General features: G+C 67.0%; 18 protein-coding genes. 6 read left to right on the top strand and 12 right to left on the bottom strand.

Annotated elements, in window-relative coordinates; genetic code table 11:
- The 5 genes from JNUCC0626_RS13865 to JNUCC0626_RS13845 are packed head-to-tail and all read left to right on the top strand — an operon-like array spanning window position 1 to window position 3,708.
- The gene (locus JNUCC0626_RS13865) at window positions 1-411 is read left to right on the top strand and encodes a pilus assembly protein TadE (protein WP_394620144.1); all 411 of its coding nucleotides are present in this window, start codon (window positions 1-3) and stop codon (window positions 409-411) included.
- The gene (locus JNUCC0626_RS13860; RefSeq protein ID WP_394620143.1) at window positions 333-827 is read left to right on the top strand and encodes a TadE/TadG family type IV pilus assembly protein; all 495 of its coding nucleotides are present in this window, start codon (window positions 333-335) and stop codon (window positions 825-827) included. The genes JNUCC0626_RS13865 and JNUCC0626_RS13860 overlap by 79 nt, the downstream gene beginning before the upstream one ends.
- Window positions 824-1,204, top strand: a complete 381-nt coding sequence (locus tag JNUCC0626_RS13855; protein ID WP_394620142.1) for a pilus assembly protein TadG-related protein — start codon at window positions 824-826, stop codon at window positions 1,202-1,204. Before JNUCC0626_RS13860 ends, JNUCC0626_RS13855 begins: the two co-directional genes overlap by 4 nt.
- Before the next feature lie 24 nt (window positions 1,205-1,228).
- Window positions 1,229-1,567, top strand: a complete 339-nt coding sequence (locus JNUCC0626_RS13850) for a hypothetical protein (protein WP_394620141.1) — start codon at window positions 1,229-1,231, stop codon at window positions 1,565-1,567.
- A 53-nt stretch (window positions 1,568-1,620) separates the two neighbouring features.
- Complete coding sequence (locus tag JNUCC0626_RS13845) at window positions 1,621-3,708, top strand: LysM peptidoglycan-binding domain-containing protein (RefSeq protein WP_394620140.1); 2,088 nt, start codon at window positions 1,621-1,623, stop codon at window positions 3,706-3,708.
- Between the two features lie 105 nt (window positions 3,709-3,813).
- Here JNUCC0626_RS13845 and JNUCC0626_RS13840 read toward each other — a convergent pair whose 3' ends face one another.
- The 12 genes from JNUCC0626_RS13840 to amcA form a co-directional block, all read right to left on the bottom strand.
- Window positions 3,814-4,764 (bottom strand): NlpC/P60 family protein, encoded by a 951-nt coding sequence (locus tag JNUCC0626_RS13840; RefSeq protein WP_394620139.1) that lies wholly within the window; start codon window positions 4,762-4,764, stop codon window positions 3,814-3,816.
- Complete coding sequence (locus tag JNUCC0626_RS13835) at window positions 4,761-5,726, bottom strand: replication-relaxation family protein (protein WP_394620138.1); 966 nt, start codon at window positions 5,724-5,726, stop codon at window positions 4,761-4,763. The genes JNUCC0626_RS13840 and JNUCC0626_RS13835 overlap by 4 nt, the downstream gene beginning before the upstream one ends.
- A 14-nt stretch (window positions 5,727-5,740) precedes the next feature.
- On the bottom strand, window positions 5,741-6,124 hold the full coding sequence (locus JNUCC0626_RS13830) for a hypothetical protein (RefSeq protein WP_394620137.1): 384 nt from the start codon (window positions 6,122-6,124) through the stop codon (window positions 5,741-5,743).
- A gap of 106 nt (window positions 6,125-6,230) precedes the next feature.
- A complete protein-coding gene (gene ltrA / locus JNUCC0626_RS13825; RefSeq protein WP_394617353.1) occupies window positions 6,231-8,120 on the bottom strand; it encodes a group II intron reverse transcriptase/maturase in 1,890 nt (629 codons plus the stop codon).
- Window positions 8,121-8,675: 555 nt separating this feature from the next.
- Complete coding sequence (locus tag JNUCC0626_RS13820; protein ID WP_394620136.1) at window positions 8,676-10,583, bottom strand: type IV secretory system conjugative DNA transfer family protein; 1,908 nt, start codon at window positions 10,581-10,583, stop codon at window positions 8,676-8,678.
- A complete protein-coding gene (locus JNUCC0626_RS13815; RefSeq protein WP_394620135.1) occupies window positions 10,580-12,346 on the bottom strand; it encodes a VirB4 family type IV secretion system protein in 1,767 nt (588 codons plus the stop codon). The genes JNUCC0626_RS13820 and JNUCC0626_RS13815 overlap by 4 nt, the downstream gene beginning before the upstream one ends.
- Entirely contained in the window at window positions 12,343-13,365 is a 1,023-nt protein-coding gene (locus JNUCC0626_RS13810; RefSeq protein WP_394620134.1) for a PrgI family protein, read from the bottom strand. The genes JNUCC0626_RS13815 and JNUCC0626_RS13810 overlap by 4 nt, the downstream gene beginning before the upstream one ends.
- Window positions 13,362-14,678, bottom strand: coding sequence for a hypothetical protein (locus JNUCC0626_RS13805; protein WP_394620133.1), 1,317 nt, complete (start codon window positions 14,676-14,678; stop codon window positions 13,362-13,364). Before JNUCC0626_RS13805 ends, JNUCC0626_RS13810 begins: the two co-directional genes overlap by 4 nt.
- Complete coding sequence (locus JNUCC0626_RS13800; RefSeq protein WP_394620132.1) at window positions 14,678-14,941, bottom strand: hypothetical protein; 264 nt, start codon at window positions 14,939-14,941, stop codon at window positions 14,678-14,680. The genes JNUCC0626_RS13805 and JNUCC0626_RS13800 overlap by 1 nt, the downstream gene beginning before the upstream one ends.
- The gene (locus JNUCC0626_RS13795; protein ID WP_394620131.1) at window positions 14,932-15,657 is read right to left on the bottom strand and encodes a hypothetical protein; all 726 of its coding nucleotides are present in this window, start codon (window positions 15,655-15,657) and stop codon (window positions 14,932-14,934) included. Before JNUCC0626_RS13795 ends, JNUCC0626_RS13800 begins: the two co-directional genes overlap by 10 nt.
- 142 nt (window positions 15,658-15,799) lie before the next feature.
- Complete coding sequence (locus tag JNUCC0626_RS13790; RefSeq protein WP_394620130.1) at window positions 15,800-16,681, bottom strand: hypothetical protein; 882 nt, start codon at window positions 16,679-16,681, stop codon at window positions 15,800-15,802.
- 2 nt (window positions 16,682-16,683) lie between these two features.
- On the bottom strand, window positions 16,684-16,884 hold the full coding sequence (amcA, locus tag JNUCC0626_RS13785) for a multiple cyclophane-containing RiPP AmcA (RefSeq protein WP_394620129.1): 201 nt from the start codon (window positions 16,882-16,884) through the stop codon (window positions 16,684-16,686).
- Window positions 16,885-17,219: 335 nt separating this feature from the next.
- Here amcA and JNUCC0626_RS13780 point away from each other — a divergent pair, with 335 nt between their 5' ends.
- Window positions 17,220-17,459 (top strand): hypothetical protein, encoded by a 240-nt coding sequence (locus JNUCC0626_RS13780; protein WP_394620128.1) that lies wholly within the window; start codon window positions 17,220-17,222, stop codon window positions 17,457-17,459.
- Window positions 17,460-17,633 lie beyond the last annotated feature (174 nt).

The following is a 17,633-nucleotide window of genomic DNA, read 5'->3' as shown; positions in this document are numbered from 1 at the left end:
ATGCGCGGGCTTGAGAGGTTCGTGCGGGAGGACACCGGAGCGGTGAGTGCCCAGCTGGCGCTGGTGTTCCCTTTGCTGCTCCTGGTGTGGCTCGCGGGCACCCAGGTTGCCCTGCATCTGCACGCCGTGCACAGCGCTCACACCGTCGCCGTTCAAACGCTTGCCGTTGCCCAAGCAGTCGATGGATCTTCAGCCGAAGCATCAGCGCACGGCGAGTGGTTGCTCACCGGTCTCGACTCCAGTGCGCTGCGCGGTGCTGAGCTCGTCGTCGACAGGAGACGAGACCTGGCGACCGTGAGGGTGTCCGGCGCGACGGTGAAGTTGTTGCCGATGTGGGAGTTCGAAGTGCGCGCCGAGGTTTCTGGTCCCGTCGAACAGTTCACGAACCCAGGTGCCGGAGGTTCCAGGTGAGGAAGACAGGATCGCGTAACGACCGTGGCAGCGCGGCAGCTGAGTTCGTACTTCTCGTGCCGCTGCTGATCGGGTTGTGTCTTGCCGTTGCGGCAGGTGGAAGTCTTGTGAGCACCAAGCTTCGAGTGAACGACGCGGCGCACCAGACAGCACGCGCGGCGTCGATCAGCCGGGATCTCGCCGACGTTGAAGGCCTTTCCGTCGCGACGGGTGCGCTCAGCGCCGCCGGAGTGCAGTGCGGGTCGCTCGAAGTCGCGGTCGACGGAGACTTCCATCCCGGCGGCACGATCACCGCGACCGTGTCGTGCACGGTGGACATCGTGGGTTCAGACCTGCTCGGTATCGGTCGTGCCCACACCATCACCGCGACTGGCAGCTCCGTTGTCGACCGATATCGGCAAGCGGGCACGTCATGACCGCGTTCGTGCTCCTGTTCGTCGCCAGCGCGCTGGGGCTGGCTGGACTTGTCCTTGACGGTGGAGCGGCGCTCTCGACGAAAGCACGTGCGAGCGGGATCGCTCAGGAAGCGGCCAGGGCAGGTGCACAAGAGATCGACCTGACGGCGTTCCGGACCGACGGCACTCTCCACCTGCGAGCCGGTGACGCGGCAGATGCGGCCGTGCAGTTCCTTGAAGAGTCGGGAATGCCAGGGCGTGCAGCGGTTGTGGGCGACACCGTTGAGGTTGTGATCGTCATCGACGAACCCACTCGGCTTCTGGGTCTGATCGGCATCTCGTCGCTCACCGTGCGCGGCACCGGACGCGCGAGCCCCCACCGCGACGTGACGTCTTAGCGAACGTTGAGAGGAAGCAGCCCGATGGCAACCACCGAGGAAATCAGGCTTCGCGTGATCGAGGCGGACAAGGCGCTGAGCCTTAAGAGAGCTGGAATCGCCGAACGGATAGGAGATCTCGCGCAACGCCACAGCGCTCTCGCCGCCGAGCTCCTCGACACCAAGTCGGAGATGAGCAGAGCCCTCGCCGAGGCCGAGAACATCATCTCGCTCAAGGACCTGGCGAAGTTCACGGACGTCCCCATCGACGTGCTCACGAGCCTCGCTGCCCCGGTGAAGACCCGGCGTCCCCGACGCAGACGCGTGCCCGTGGCTCAGGCGGCGGATGAGGCGCCTCCAGCACCCGCAGTCGTCACGCCGTGAGAAGCCTGCGCGGCTGGCTCAGCGAGGCCGCTCGGTGGAGCAGGGACGGTGCGGTGCCTCTGGTAGCGGTCGTCGTGCCCCCGTTGGCGTTGGCACATTTCGTCGGTTGGCCCCTCCCCGATCACCTGCCGACGTGGCACGAACTGCAGGTGCTCACCCAAAGCCCGATGAGCACCTGGGTGCTCGTCCGGTTGCTCGCCTGCCTCGGCTGGGTGCTGTGGTTGTGGCTGATGACGGGTGTCATTGGAGCGATCGTCTCGGCGGTCCGGCACGGTGAGGTATCCGGCGCCGGGAGTTGGATGCGGCGGTTCAGCGCAGTCCTGGTCGGCTCGTTCGTGCTGAGCCTGCTGGACAACCGCATGGCCGGGGCAGCACCGGCGAATGTTCGTTCAGTCGAGGTCGTCGAAGGCGACAGCTTGTGGCGCATCGCGGATCGCACGCTCGGTGACGGCACCAGGTGGCCTGAGCTGGTCGAGCTCAACCACGGAGTCGTTCAACCGGATGGCTTGGCACTGAACGACCCCGCACACATCCGTCCCGGTTGGACGATCGAAGTGCCGGACCCAGATCCACCGCAACCTTCTCCTCGTACATCATCGGTCGGGCCTCAACCTCTGCTGAACGAAGGAGACGGCCCGCCTCCCTTGCCCCGACAGGACAGCGCTGGCGTCACGGTGCCGACCGGTGCGTTCGTCGCAGCCGGACTGGCCGCTGCTGTCAGCACCGCGCTCGCGAGTGCCCGTATGTGGCAGCGGCGCGGTTATCGGCCTGGTAGCCGGGTTCGTGCGGATCTCGAACGCCCGCAGGCGCCGGTAGTGCGGACTTTGCGCATCGTTCGCGACCTCCAGCCCGAGGAGCCGGCAGTCCTGCCCGCCGAGCCGGAGGTGACCGTCGGTGTTCGTGACGGCCGCGAAGTCGTGCTGGACCTCGTAGCCGCCAAAGGCTTGGGGCTCACGGGTCCAGGAGCGCTCGCGGCGGTTCGCGCGATGCTCATCCACCTCGTCGCCACGGGCGATCGCCAGATCGTCGTCAGCGAACACGACCGTGTCCTGATTTTCGGTGATGCGACCGACCTTCCGTCGGTGATCACGCTCGTACCTGACGTGGACTCCGCTGTAGACGTTCTGCAGTTGGGAAGCAGGCCGACAGTCCTGATCGGTCGTGCGCGTCCCGAGTTCGAGAGCACCTTGAGCACCAGGAACGCCTCTGGGCTGTTCCTCGGTCAATGGAACGCCGGTGGCACCATTCGAGTGCACGAGGACGGCACGGTAAGTGCCGCCACTCCCGAGCTCCGCGACGTGCTCGAGCAAGCCAAGCTGTACTCCCTTCCGCTAACGGACAGTGCTGGACTGCTGCGGCTCTTCCACGAAGCAGAGGGAGCGGAACAACAGGCTGATCTGCAGGCCCCCGATACGCCGCTTCTGCTCCGCGTGCTCGGAGAGATCCGTTTGGTGCGACGCCGCGATGACGGCGAGCACGACGTTACCGCCTTGCTGACGGGTAAACAGCTGGAGCTTCTGGCCTACCTCGCTGTGCACCATCCGCAGGAGGTTCGTGTCGAGGCGTTGAACGCGGCCGTCTGGCCTGAAGCCCCGTCCGATCGCCCCCGCAATTCGTTCAACAACGCGACGTCTCGTCTGCGCCGCGCCCTCGCGGATGTGAGCGGGGAAGTCATCGGCAACGACCGGAAGGGCCGCATCAGGCTGAATCCCGACGTGGTCGACACGGATCTCGCCATCGTGCGCGCGGCGATCGCGAAGGGCGACCCTGGAGAGCTGTCACGAATACTCGCGGTCTACCAAGGCGACTTCGCCGACGACCTCACATCGTCCTGGGTCGAGCCCAACCGGGAGTCGATTCGACGCGACCTGCTCGACGCGTTGGGAGATGTGTCCCGTGATCTGATCCGCCAACCTCGACGACTACTCGCCGTGCTGGAACAGGTCCGCCGGATTGACCGCTACAACGAGAGCGTCTACCGCGACATAATGACCGTCCAGGCCGGGCTGGGACAGCTCGACGCAGTTCCCCGCACCATGGCCCTGCTCACGAGTGAACTGGCTGAGATCGAACACCAGCCGAGCCGCGCCACGATCGGCCTCGTCGAACGCCTGCTCGCGCACCAACCGGACTTCTCGTAGGCCTACCAGGGGGCCTTCCGCCTAGGTGGGTAGGGCACAGGTGACGAATAACCGCTGGTGCGAACGCCGTGGCCGCTACCAGCGTGGCGTCCGACTTGATGGGGTTCATCGGTTGATTTCGTTCCGGGTGGGGCGCCCGGCGGCCAGGTAGTCGTCCCCGGTCCAGCGGTACGGCGCGATCTGAACGGGCTGCCCGAACGTGGGGGCGTGGATCATCTGGCCGTCGCCGATGTACAGACCGACGTGGTGGACGTTGGCGGGCGTGCCGTAGAAGACCAGGTCGCCTGCCCGCAGAGTGGCGTCGTGCGGCAGGCGCGGACTGGCGTCGTGTTGCTGCTGCGCGGTGCGTGGGAGATCGACGCCGGCAGCTGAGTAGGCAGCCTTGGTGAGACCTGAACAGTCGAAGCCTGCGTGCCCGGCAGCAGGTCCGTTGCCGCCCCAGACGTAGGGGAGACCGAGCTGCCCTCGGGCGAAGTTGACAGCGAGCGCAGCGGCGGACGAGGGGGCCACATCGGCACCGCGGCCGATCACGCTCGCGTAGCGGTCGGCTTGAGCGAGTACCTGGGCGACGTACCAGTCCGCGTGGTTGTAGGCCCAGATCGCGGCACGGAGATCACGGCCTTCGCGGGCGCCCGAGTCGCACAGGTAGTGGGCGGCGGCGTGAACAGCGTCGTGCGGGTCCCACGGAGAGGGCGGCACCTGACCTCCAGCGGGGAGTTGGTGCTGAGACACCACACTGTCGAAGGTGCTTTGGAGGAACTGCATGGGCCCTCGCGCCCCGGCGAAGTTCTCAGTACCCGCCGCGACGCCGACGAGCGGACTTCTGCCGTGATCGCTCTCGATCTTGCCAATGGCCGCCAGAACAGACCAGCTCAACCCCGGGCAGCTCCGCGCGGCCTCGAAGTAGAGCGAAAGGTAGTCGCCGGGGATGTCGGCCAACGCCTCCTGCGAGGGTTGCTCTCCGGCGAACAGCGACGAGATGAGCGCTTGCCCTGTCGCCGCTGCCGCCACCACGACCGCGAGCAGGGCCGCGCCGGCCGTGAGCGCGATCTTCATGACAGACCTGGCGATTCTGGTGGGAGGGGCGCAGGTGGCGACAGCCGAGTGCTGGAGTCGGCCGCCGTCTCGCTCGCCTGACAGGGCAACAGGAGCGCGAGCTCGCCGATCCTGAGCCGGCCTGACCTCGTCGACACGACCGGCAGCCAGCGCTGAGCCGCCACGCTGGACGGGAACTTCGCGTTGGTGGTGATGACCGGAACGCTCGCGACGTCGGCCAGAGCGGCGAAGGCCTGTCGCGCGTTGGCCTCGCGTCGACTGCCGGGGAAGTTGAACAGGACCGGGGTGGAGATACCTGTTCTGGTGGCGAGCCCGGCGTAGCGGCGGACCTTGTCGGTGAGTCTGTCCAGGGTCTCGGTGCCGCAGTCGTGCTCCAGGAAGAACTCGAGCACCGCCCCGGCTTCGGTCCAGCGACCGTAGCCGTCGGGCCGGACCACGTCGCCGAAGTACGTGGCACACCGACGCTCCGACCACCAGGTGGTGAGCCCTCGCATGGGGCCGCAGGAACCGGCTACGAGGCTGGTGAAGAAACCGTTGGTGCCTACGGTGTGCGCGAGCTGCAGCGAGTGTGCGATGCCGAGCGCTGCTTGATGGCGGTAGCCCAACGACTTCGGGTCGAGGCCGTCCTCGTGGGCGAGTTGGACGGCTCCTGCGACGTCGAGGACGTAGTGCATGGGTGCGCTGCCGGTGGTCACGAAGGGTTGGAATCGGTCGATCACGCGCCACCCGTACAGGTCGAGCAGCCGGTGGTTGGCGGCGCGCACGGTCGGCCAGGCGAGCTCGGCGATCTGGTGCGTGGTCAGCACCCGGTGCTCGTAGAGCATGCGGGCCAGCCACCGATCCCGTGCGGTGAGGCGTCGGGCGAGCCAGGCCTGGTGCTCCCCGGTGGACGCGAGTCGGGATGTGGGACGTGACGGCATGTGGCCGCGCAGTTGGCGTTGAGGAGTCGGATAGGTGCTCACGGCTGTCCTCTCGATCAGGCGGCACGCCTGGGGTCTGGTGCAGTGGTCGAAGCCGTGGCCCGACGGGTGTTCGCACGTGCGGCACGACGGATCTGGTCACCCCGTCTGGGGACGGGCGGCGGGAGTTGCTCGGTGACCGCGGTGAACGCGGGCGCTTCCTCTCCGTTGACGACCAGGCGAGCGGCGACGTGGAACTTCGGCAGGTGCGCGATGTCGTGCTCGTTGAGCCGCGGTGAGGTGTGGCGGGCGAGGATGCGCGCGTCCTCCGGTCCGGCACTGAAGTAGATCTTCGACCGGGCGTTGGTGCTGATGCCTTCCGCGAGCTCAGGCGTGAGCTGCCGGGTGTACTGGTGGGCGAGGACCATCGAGAGCCGGTACGCGCGCGCCTCGGCGAGCATGTCCTCTGCGGGATAGGGCAGTCGGGTAGCTCCACGACCCTCTCGGGTCGAGAGCCCCCTCAGAACCGGACGTGCGGCTCTCACCGCATCCGGCTCAAGCAGGCCACTATGGACGCGCATTCGGGATCTCCTGGGTTCCTTCGAGAATGCTCCGGGCGTGGTACTGCCGGTGGCATTCCGAGTGGATGAGCATGAGGTTGGCGCGATCGTCCGAGCCGCCGTGGAATTTGAAGACCAGGTGGTGTCTGTTGATCGTGCGGGAGTTGGCCCAGAACCAGGCCGCCCATTCACGGACGGACTGCGGCTCGTAGCCGGCTCCGGCGATCAAGTCCAGTCCACACAGCGGGCACAGCCCCTTCTGCTTGGCAGCCAGCGACAGGTTGCGCCTGTCGGCTTCTGGGTGCTTCCGCTTCCGGGTACGTGCCTTCCAGTACCCCTCAAGCGCTGGGTCGTCTTTCGACGCCCGCCCGGTGACCAGGGCGTGTCGCTCGATGTGGGTCCATGCGAACCGGTACAGGTACCGCCCGGTGTCCTTGTCTCCGAAGACCCAGACGTCTTGCCGTGTCGGGTTGAAGCACCCGAAGTAGGCGGCGCGAATCCACGCCACCGACTTGTTGTGGTGCTTGCGTTTGGCCCACCTGTACATGCGGTAGTGCACGTAGTGGTCGAGGGTCGTGAAGGTCTCCGTGGAGGCCACGCCCCTGTAGTAGGTGGACCAGCCCTTGATCAAGGGGTTCAGGGTGCGGATGACGTCTGCGCACGTGGCCGCGCGCATCCGTTTCACCGTGTCCCGGACCTTGTCCTTGGCCTTCTTCACCGCTGCATCGCTCGGCTTGATCAGCAGCTTGTCGTTGTAGCGCCTGACGTTGAACCCGAGGAAGTCGAAACCCTCGTCGAGGTGGACGATGCGCGTCTTGTCCTCGTTGAAGGCCAACCCCTTGGGTGCCAGCCAGGCCGCAAGCCGTTGCTTCGCCTGCTCGGCCTCCTCCTTCGTGGTGCACAGCACCACGAAGTCGTCGGCGTAGCGGATGAACGCCGGGGCGCACTGCACCCAGCGTTGCCGGGCGGTGCCGTCTTCACGGTCCCCGGCAGCGGTCCCCATGCCGTGCAGGACGATGTTCAAGAGCAGTGGGCTGATCACTCCGCCTTGAGGGGCTCCCTCATCGGTCGGGGCGAACCGCCCGCCTTCCATCACACCGGCCTTGAGCCAGCGCAGGATCTCGGCCGCAGCCGGGAATCCTGCGATGGCCTCCATCAGGCGATCGTGGTTGATCCGGTCGAAGGCGGCTGTCAGGTCCGCGTCCAAAGCCCAGCGTCGCCGGGCCTTCTTACCTGCCGCGAAGTTGAAGATCGCGGCGATCGCGTCGTGACAGCTGCGTCCGGGCCGGAAGCCGTAGCTCCGTGCCTCGAACCGTGCCTCCCACTCAGGTTCCAGGGCGTTCTTCACCCTGGTCTGCTGCACTCGGTCCCGGATGACCGGGATACCGAGCGGACGGGTCTTCCCGTTCGCCTTCGGGATGTGCACACGCCGCACCGGCCGGGCCTTGGGCCGGGGCTGTTCGGTGAGTGTCCTCACCAGCCGTCCCCGATCCTGCGGCCGCAGCACGATTTCCCCGTCTACCCCGGGGGTGCGGCGTCCCAGGCTCCGCTGTGTCACGCCCCGCACGCTCACGAGCGTGTTGGAGTGCGAGCGCAGCATGAGCTTTTGGAGATTACGGACCTTCTTCAGGTCCCCTTCCTGCGTCGCCGTGAAGATCCTCTGCCGCAGTCGCCGTACGGATCGCTCGGCGGTGGCCCAGTCGATGCTGTGCCAGTACCGTGCGTCGTCCAGCGCGTGGTTCCCCTCGGGCAGGGTCGGGGACTCCTGGGTCGTGTCGACTTGGTGTGTCACTTCTCCTCCTTCGGTATCCAACTCCGGCGCTGGTTCTGGCTTCTTGCTTCGGTTCTTCACAGGCCCACCAGACCCGCGTGGGCTCCCTTTCGGGTCCGGGAACACAGTCCCGGTATCCGCCGGGTTATGCGCGGAGGCTGAGGTGCCTTGGTCCGCGTTTTCCCCTGGGCTTTCGCCCCAGCGGCATTCGCTTCTCGGGTCTTCCTTCGCCCGCAGAGGGTTTCGGCTTCCGTTGCCGTCGGCTTACCAGGGCGCATCCGTCCTGGACCTCTACGGGGTTGTCCTGTTCCGCTTGTGCCAGTTGCGATCTGGGAGGACGCCCTCTTTACCCCGGGACCGGTGGTGGTCACGCAACGGAAGAAAATCGCCCTCCGTTGCCACCTGAGCCTCACAGCTCCGGGCCCTTCCCGCCGACTACAAACCATTGGCGCGGGTCAACTTTCACGAGGCCTCATCAAGGGTTCACTTGCGTTCGTCCTTCAGATCTTCTCCTTGCCCTGTGGCCGGTGATGGTCCACCGGCTCTTGGGGCTTCGTGTCAGGCGGCTTAACACGGGTCCGTTACCAGTCCCGCATTCGCCCTAGGAGACCCGCCCTACCTTGACCACGGGGCGGGGAATCACCTTGTCCTCTCTGGTAATTCACTGGCTACAAGCGACTTTCAGGCCGCACGGTTGAGGAAGTTGTGGCACTCGTCGATGTAGAGGCCGCAGTCGCGTCGCTGGTGGTGCGGTAGCCGAGCGCGGCGCACCGCGGTCTGCCAGGTGCGTGCCACGATGATCGATCCGATGAGCTTCGCGGTCTCCATGCCGAGTGTTCCGCGCGCGATGCGGACCAGGCAGATCCCGCCGTCGAGGACGTCGTCCATGTCGAAGGTGGAGGCCCCACCGGCGATGGAGGCGCGCACGAACGGCCTGAGCAGGAACCCTCGGACCTTGTTCATCAGCGGCGCGATGACCTGAGCGCGGGAGGCGTCCGAGAGTTCCGCGTACCACTTCCAGAACCCGATCAGCACCTCGTCGGTGAGATGGGTCAGCGCGTGCCGACGGAACTCGGTGACGGTGAGGAGCTTGGGCAGATCGGTGAGAGTAGGGGTGCCAGGCAGGCAGGTGAGAGTGAGGAGTCCGACGCGGAGGATGTCGTCAGTCCGCGGTCCCCAGGAAGAGGAGTAGACCCGGGAGAAGATGGACATGAGGTTGTCGACTGCTCGTGCGCTGTCCTTGCCTTCCAACGGGTTGAGCACCGGTGGCCGTGAACTGGAGTCCGCGTCGAACAGCACGACCTTCTGGCCGAGCCGCTGGGGCAGCCGTTGGAGGAGATCGCCCACGAGATCGCCCTTGGGATCGATCACGACCAGACCCCGGCCGGCTTCGGCGTCCGCGAGGATCATCCTCGCCATCAGCTCGGACTTGCCGGAACCGGTCGCGCCCATGATGTGCACGTGGTGGCGCGCGTCCGCGACGGCCAGACCGATCGGCCGGGACAAGCCGGAGTCACTGCGCCCGATCGGCTTGCCGCTGTGGGCCACGCCAGGCGGTGGCGGCACGGCTTTGGCCCCGGCGCGTTGAACGCCGGGTGCCGCTTCGTCCAGCGGAAGGTGAGCGAGCGCGGCCAGCTCCGAAATGGACAGAAGGTCACCGTGCCGGAATCGACGGGAGGCGACCGATTGAACGGGATTCCTCAAGCGGGCACGACGGAAGTGGTTCTGTGCCGAGTACGTGGAGAACGCGGAGCCGATGGCGTGGGCTCGTCCCTTGGACTGAGGGCCCGTGACCGCGTAGCGAACGAGTGTTTCGTACTGACACGTCCGCAGCTTCGCGACGATCGCCCTGTCGTCGGCGCTGCGACTGAGACGCTCTTGGCTGTCCAGTCCGCGAGAACTGCTTCCGGTCCCGAGTGAGCGAGCAGCACGAGATGTCTTTGCCGTCCGACTGCGGCTGGCGGGCCGCGCAAGCACCTGAACGACAACGCGTTCACTGCCCAGCCCAGCGGTCGCGCCGAACAGCGTCCGCAGCGGGTCGACCGCGAAGTCGGTGCGGATCGGGAGTGCTGCACATCGGGCAAGTCTCATCGCCCCACCCGCAGAGCGGCTCTGTTCTTCACGTTCGACGAGCGGTTGTGCTGGGGCGGTTCTCGTGCGGACTCCCGGCCATGCCGCCTCGATCGCACGTTCCACGGCTTCGGACGGCACGATGCCAGGCACCCAAACCACGATCTGCAGTCCGTTGGACGAGAAGTGGTACTCGAACGACACATGCGGCCTCGGCAGCGGAAGCCAGCGTCGCCGTTGCCGGAGCAACCCGATGAGGTTGGACCAGAGCATCTCCGCTCCGGCGAGACCGGCGCTGGGAGGTGCGAGGACGGTCACCAGCCGGGCGTTGGACGCCGAAGAGAGGTGGTGGCGTCGGCCACACCACGTCCTCAACATTGCGACGCCGCCCGCTGCCGCGAGCAACGCACCGCCGAGGATCGGACCCCACGCCGTGAGCCATGGACGGACGAGGTTCCACAAGGCGATGCCGAACGAGGTCGGATCGCGGAGGAAGTCGTGCAGCAGTGAAGTGTTCACAGTTCCACCCACGAGGCAGCGGTGTCGGATTCCTGATCGTGTGCGAGGACGGTCGGATCAGTGGTGACGAGCGTGTGCTCAGCGGGCGAGGCCAGGGATTGGAACGCGACGCGCTGGGTGCCGGCGACGAGCAGGCCTTGGCCGCGGTCAGCGGAGAGCAGGAACTGTCGCTCGCCGAGCGAGAGGCCGAACGCCTGGGCAACCGAGTCGATCGCCTGTGGTGCTTGTCGCAGAAGGACCTGTGTAGCGGCGTTCGCGACCACGGCACGCCCCAGTTCGGAACCGATGAGGTCATCGCTGTCCTGGGTGGCGACGGTGACGCCGGCCCAGTGCTTGCGGCCGGACTTGGCCAGCCGCAACAGGAACCGCGCGCCCTCCGGCTGCTGCATCAGCAGCCACGCCTCGTCCACCACGACCAGCCGACGACGTCGGATCGCCGGATTGCTGATCTGGCGCCACACCGAGTCCAGTACCAGCAGCGTGCCGATCGGCTTGAGCTCGTCGGCGAGGTCGCGCAGCGAGAACACCACCAGGTGGCCTTCGGGCCGGGTGGTCGTGGGGCCGTCGAACAACGAGGAGAACGCCCCGGCGGTGAACGGCCGCAACCTGGCCGCGAACTCCGCGGCTCCCGTGCTGTGCAGCATGTCGGCGAGGTCGCGGAGCAGCGGTGCGGGGCGCGACCAAGTGCGCGGGTCGTCGGTGATACCTGCCTTCGCATAGGTGGCGGTGACGGCGGTGTCGAGGGTGGTGCGTTCGACTGCCGTCAGGTCGGCTCCGAGCAGCACGCCGACAACGGTCTGCAGAAACAGCGCGCGCCGGGTGAGCGCGTCCTTCGGCGCCGTGCGTTTGCCGTCCGGCCTGGTGTACGTCGGCAGGTCGAGCGGATTGAACCGGACCTGGCCGCCTCCCAGCCTGATGACAGTGCCGCCCACCGCCTGGGCGAGCCGGGTGTACTCGTCTTCGGGGTCGATGACGAACGCCTCGACGCCGCTGTAGAGCGAACGCAGCAGTTCGAGCTTGGTCAGGTACGACTTGCCCGCACCTGATCGCCCCAGCACCACCGAGTTGTAGTTGTCGCAGGAGAACCTGTCCCAGTGCACGAGCCCCTGGCTGCCGAGGTTGAACCCGTACAGAACCCCTTGCGGCGCGGCCAAGGACGCCGGGTCCGCCGGCGGCAGGTCGGGCGAGGTGAACGGGAACGCCGCGGCCAGGGCCTGAGTGTCGAACGTCCGTCGCATTCCGAGCAGGTCCAACCCCATCGGCAGCGTCGTGACCCAGCCCTGCAGACTTCGGTAAGTGGTGGGCTTCGCGTCGAGCAGCAGCGACGCCGCGAGCGCGCGGACTGCCTCGACTTCGTCGGCTAGCACTCGCTTGTCGGGCGCGTGCACCGTCAGGTACAGACCGACTCGGTAGAGCTTCCCTTCGCCGCATGCCACCCGTGATGCCAGCTCGTAGGCGTCTTCGGTCGCTGCCTCGACGTGCGGGTCGAACAGCTTGCCCGCGTCGTGGGTGTGCCTGCGTCCACCTTCGAGACGGGCGAGCTGCTTCTTCAGCCGACCGGCGGCCGTGACCTGATCGATCGGTTCGCAATGCAGGCTCACGTCGACACGGCCGGGATAGGTCAGCACCGGCTGGAGCCAGCCGGGTTGCACTTCGCGTGGGTAGCCGGTGATGGCGAAGCTCGCCACCCACTCGCCGCCGACCTCGACCGCGCGAGGATGGATGGAGATCGCGTCCGGCATGAATGCGTTCTGCGCGTTCATGATGCCCATCCGTCGTCGGAGGCGGAGGTCGTGATGATGTCGTCGGCGCCGGCCAGGCCGAGCACCGGCGGGATCAGACGATCGGGGTTGCACGCCGCGGCGAGGACGTTCGTCGCCTGCCCGGCGTCGAGTGGTGTGACGGCGATCCCTGCCGCGCCGAGCAGGTCCGCGGCCTCACCGATCCTGCGCACCAACCGCGCTTCGGCGGCCGCACGCTCGGCCGCGGTGACCTGACGCGAACGGCGTCGCGCCAGGGGAGAGCGACCGCCGAGTCCGTCCACAACGGACGTGTGCACCGGCTCGCGAAGTACGAGCAGCACCTGACGTCGCAGCAACGAGGTCGCCCGGCTCAGCTGCTCGAGGTAGTCGGAGAACTCTCGTGCGGCGGTCTCCAACGCGGGATGTGGCAGGCTTGTCGCCTGCTCCCGCAACTCCGAGACGTGTGAGCTCAGGTCCATGCGTTCGGCCCGCACGAGCACCTGCACAGGTGCGGTCAGGCTGTGCAGGTAGCGGCCGAACGAAGCGACGAGTGCCTCTTGCTCGGCAGCTGTCCGGAGCGCGAAATTGATGGTCGAGCAGACCGCGATGATCGCGACACCGTCGGCGCCGAGGTCGATCACGCCGGCGTCGGTGACCGCTTGTGCGGGAAGCCGCAACGGCGCCGAGCCGCCTGTGGTTTCGGTTTCCGTGGCCTGCGGGAGCCAACCGGGGACGTCGGGTACCGGATCCGTCGTCGCAACCTGGCGGCGCGGACGCAGCCGATGCCGCAAGGCGGCCAGCGCGAGACGGTCGAGGCTCACACCGTCGCGTTGACCGATCGCGAGCATCGTTCCCGCTGCGGCCACGGGCAACGCGGCCACCAGGAACACAGGAAGTGGAACCACAGCACGCGAAAGGGAGTACAACGCGTACAGGCCCAGCCCGACCACCGCCAGAATCGCGACCTGGCGTGCCGTGAGACTACCGAGGACACGATCCTCGCGGTCCACGTCGGCGGGAATGCGCACCGGTTGGCTCATCGCTGTCCACCGCCTCGCGCAGGCGGGACCGGCGGCTGGAACACAGGTGCCTTCGGAGCGGACGTTGCTGTGCGCGGGACGGATGCGGGCTGGGCGGCCGCCGTGCGGAACGTGAGCTCGGGAGGGACGGACGGCTTGCGTAGCGGGGGAGTGGATCCAGACGGCTGCGGCTGGCGAAATGACGGTGCCGGACTGGGCAGTGGCGAACGGAACGAGATGTTCGTTCTGCCGGAGACGGATGGGCGTGCATGTGCCAGGACCGGCAAGTGGGAGACGTTTCGGACTGGCCGCGTGCCCGCCCCGCTTTTGGACATGGCAGGCACCGGCCTCGAACCTTGACCGCGCTTGCCGGAGAACGCCGCAGCCGCGCGCTTGCGCAGACCGAGAGCACCCATCGTCTTCCCGACGATCAGCGTGCCCACGAGCTTCGTGGCGAACGAGCGCTGCCCGTGCCCGGCCCAGACCTGGTGCAGCATCCAGTTCGGCACCTTGGTGATGATCCAGATCAACGCGATGAGCACGATCAGGTTGACCGTGCCGTCGGTGGAGGAGCCGAAGAACTGGAAGCCGCCGGGGTCCAGGAAGACCTTCACACCGCAGATCAACGCCAGGCTCTGCACCACCTGGATGCCGAGCACAGCGGCGCCGGCCCGCCAGAACCACTGCGCGCGCACCATCAACGCCAACGGTGCGCCGGCGACCAGCACGACCGTCAACATCACCCGCACCACGTAGCCGACGAGCAACGCGACCAGCAAGGCCATCAGGACCACGCCCAGCAATCCCGCGAAGAGCCCACCGCTGAACAGGCTCGCCGCCGCGATTCCGACCAGCGACTCGGCCACTGCCTGCCCGGCCTGCTGGGGGTCGACGCCTTCGCCGAACAACGCCGCCGACAGCGCGTTCGCCGTGCGGATCGCGTAGTCGGCGATCGGGAGGCTGACATTGGCCGCGATGAACCCGAGCACCACGCGCGGAGCGACATCGCGCAGCGCATAGCGCGTCTGCACCGTCTCGTGGCTCATCACCACCAGCCCAGCGACCGTCACGACCAGCGAGTAGGCCGCGACGACGATCAGCCGTGACTGCTCCCAGAGCTCCCCGATCCGGGGCAGTTGGTCGAGAGTCGGCGTGGACAACAAAGTGCTGCCCACGAAACTCAACAGCGTGTTCAAGGACTCGCCGACCAGCATGTGCACGATCCCGGACACGCCCTCACCGATGCACGCGGCCGGACTCGTGATCCCGCACTCCTCGGGAGGAGCCCGGTGAACCGGTGGCGTTGTCCAGAACGATCCGAAGTGGACGCTCATCAGGCACCGACCAGACCGGTGAGGATCTGCACCACCAGCGGCGTGAGCAACATCCCGCCGTAACCCCAGCAGGCGGCGCGGAACGCCACCTTCGACTTCTCGATCTCACCGGGGTCGGTGGCGCCAGCCATTCGCCTCAGGAACGCGATCGTGAGACACACCGTGGCGAAAGCACCCGCGATGCCCATGAGCCAGTTGCGGACGTTGTCCAGAACGGCCTGCAACGTCGGCGCGGCAGCGATGACGAACTCTGTCACGCGCATCGCGACACCTCGTCGATCTGATCGCGCAGATAGGAGACGAGGCGACGCTCAGCCCGCGCACGAGACCGGTAGGCCGCGCGCACATCGGCACGCCGCGACCGCGCCCAGTCCACAACGGACCGGTGCTCCAGCCGCGTCGCACCGATCAGGTCTGCTTCGTCACCGGACAGGACGCGGTCCGCCACCGCCCGCGCGAGCACCAGATCGGGATGCCCCCACTCAGGAGAAGCACTCTGTTGGAGGAGTTCCGACCGCAACGGAACCGGTGTTTCCCTCGACTCCCGGCAAGCCCGGTGGCCGGCACGCAAAGCCGCCCGACGCAACCGCGCCAGGACCCGTGGCGCCCCGAGGTCCACGGTGCGCAGGGCATCGAGGAAACCGTCCAGCACCCCGGCGTGGACATCACAGTCCTCCGGCGACTGGGCCTCCACCTGTGAGGCGACAGCGAACAACGCAGGCAACGCCACCCCGACGGCCACGACCGTCCAGGTCGATCCCTCAGCACGAGAACGCCGCACGAGGCCTGCCCAGACGGCGTCCTTCGTCGCGGGCGGGCATGCGTGATCGAGAAGGCGATCCCGCACCTCGTCGACAGGGACCTGCCGATCAGGAAACCCTTCGAACAGCGACCCGTCCAACGAGACGGGATGTGGTCCTGCGGTGAGCAACGAAAACGAGTACCTGGCGATGTCCAGGCAGTGCACTGACTTGGCCACGGTCGGCTCCTGGCGTGGGGCTGCAACGACCACGCCAGGAAGCCACGACACCTGCTAACGACCCGCTAAACCACAACCAATCGACGCTCCACTCCGGACTAAATTCCCGCTACGCCGCTCAAGGCCTGGAGTTATGTGAGATTTAGTCGGTCTCCGTCGTGAGGCTGGAGAGAACAGCCTCACCTTCGGTGCGGAGGTGAGGTTCCAGGAGGTCCCAGTCGCTGCCTTCTCCCGCGATCCACAGGTAACGAGAGATTGCGGACAGGAGCGCCAGGGCGCCGCTTCGAGTGTGCAGTTCGGGCATGTCACGGATGCGCTGAGCGGTTTCCGGGTGCAGGAGGCTGTTGCAGTAGAGCGTGGCCAGGTCGTAGCCGGCGAACATGGGGCGCCAGCTCTCCCAGTCGAGGATGCACAACGTCGGTTGCCACAGGTTGCCCCAGTGCAGGTCTCCGTGCGCCGTGGTCCATTGCACGTCTGCGAAGACGCTTTCGGGCAACTTGATGCCGAAGTGGTGTTCGACGCTGCTGATGGTGGAGGCAACGGCGCCGAGTTCGTTGTCCGGTTCGAGCGGATGAGCAGCCAGGGCGACCAGTGATCGGCGCAGGTCCTTCCACCAGGCTTCCGACAGCTGGGGGTCCTCGTGCAACACGCCCCCAGGCGCGATGGTCGTCCCAGGGGCGAGGGTCATCACCTCGCCCCGGAGACGGCGGCCCCGCAGGTAGGCGTGATCGTGCTGCCAGTCGTGCCACCGGAGGACCTCGGGCTTGGCGACGCCACGGATCGAGTTGGCTTCGACGTTGCCGTCCCAACGGCAGACGGGCTCGTAGTCGGCGTCCTGCACCACGACCCTCAGCCAGACGTCGCCGCGTTCACCACGGGCGACCGCGCCGGCTGAGCGCATGTCGAAGGTGTTGACCGGCTGGCCGATCACGTGCACGTCCAGCGCCGAAGCGGCGACGACCAGTTGCTCGTCGAGCCAGATCCGTCGTTGTTCCACGGCTCGCTCGATGTCCGCGGCGTCCATGCTCACTTCTTCCAGAACTCGCCTTCTTTGCCCCAGCTGCCGCCCTTGCGGCCCCAGTCCACACCGCTGGTGCTCGTGGTCGTTGCCGCGTTGGTGGCCACGATCTGCGCCCGCATGTTGCCCGCCACGAAGTTGTCGTAGGTCGTGTTGCGAACCCCGAGAAGCTCCAGCGACAGCTGGTCCTGACCATCGACCTGGATCAACCGTGGCCACCCTAAGGCTTCGCCACGCTCGACGATCTGTCAGCGGAAGGCGGGGCGATCGCCGGCACGTCTACGTCGTGCCCCCGGCGAGCTGGACTGGCGCGCCCCCAACCGTCGGCTGCACTGGGAGGGCAGCGGTGTTGGAAGCGTGCGCTGCTCCAGCGCGCTGTCAGCCGATCCTCGGCATCGAGGGACCCACCTGATGGTCCTCAACCACCCGCTGATCAAGAGTCCTCGGGTAAACCCCGACGGCTGTGTCGGTGATGTTGGTGAGTGCCGTTTTCGCACTTCAAGGCCAGAATGTGTCGACCGCTCCTGCCGCCCCATGCCGCCCCATGTCGGTGCAGGTCGGGGATCTCGGGCGCGGCTCGGGCTCCTCGGGCACCGTTCCCGGGCTCCTTTACGCCGCCGAGCGGGCGGTCACGGTGATCATGGCTGCCGTTGTTGGGCTAACGCTCCTGTTCGGCAACGTGCTCAGCCTCGCTCTGCGGCACGGTGTTCCGGTGTGGGTCGCTCGGCTCATCGCGCCCGCCGTCGACTTGTCGATCTTGGGTGTGCTGCTCGCGACGAGGTAGATCGCCCTGCGCGGCGCGCCAGAAGGGGGACTGCGGCCGCTGCGTCGATTCACACTTTTCGTGAGCGTCGTGACGCTGGCGCTCAACATCGCGGAGCCACTGCTAGCTGGTGACTTCGGGAAGGCTGCGTTCGACGCGGTCGTGCCGGTGTTGCTGATCGGGTGGGCCGAGGTA

The organism is Lentzea sp. JNUCC 0626, assembly GCF_043632865.1.
Taxonomy (GTDB): Bacteria; Actinomycetota; Actinomycetes; order Mycobacteriales; family Pseudonocardiaceae; genus Lentzea.
This window is presented reverse-complemented; position numbering and strand designations above follow the sequence as displayed.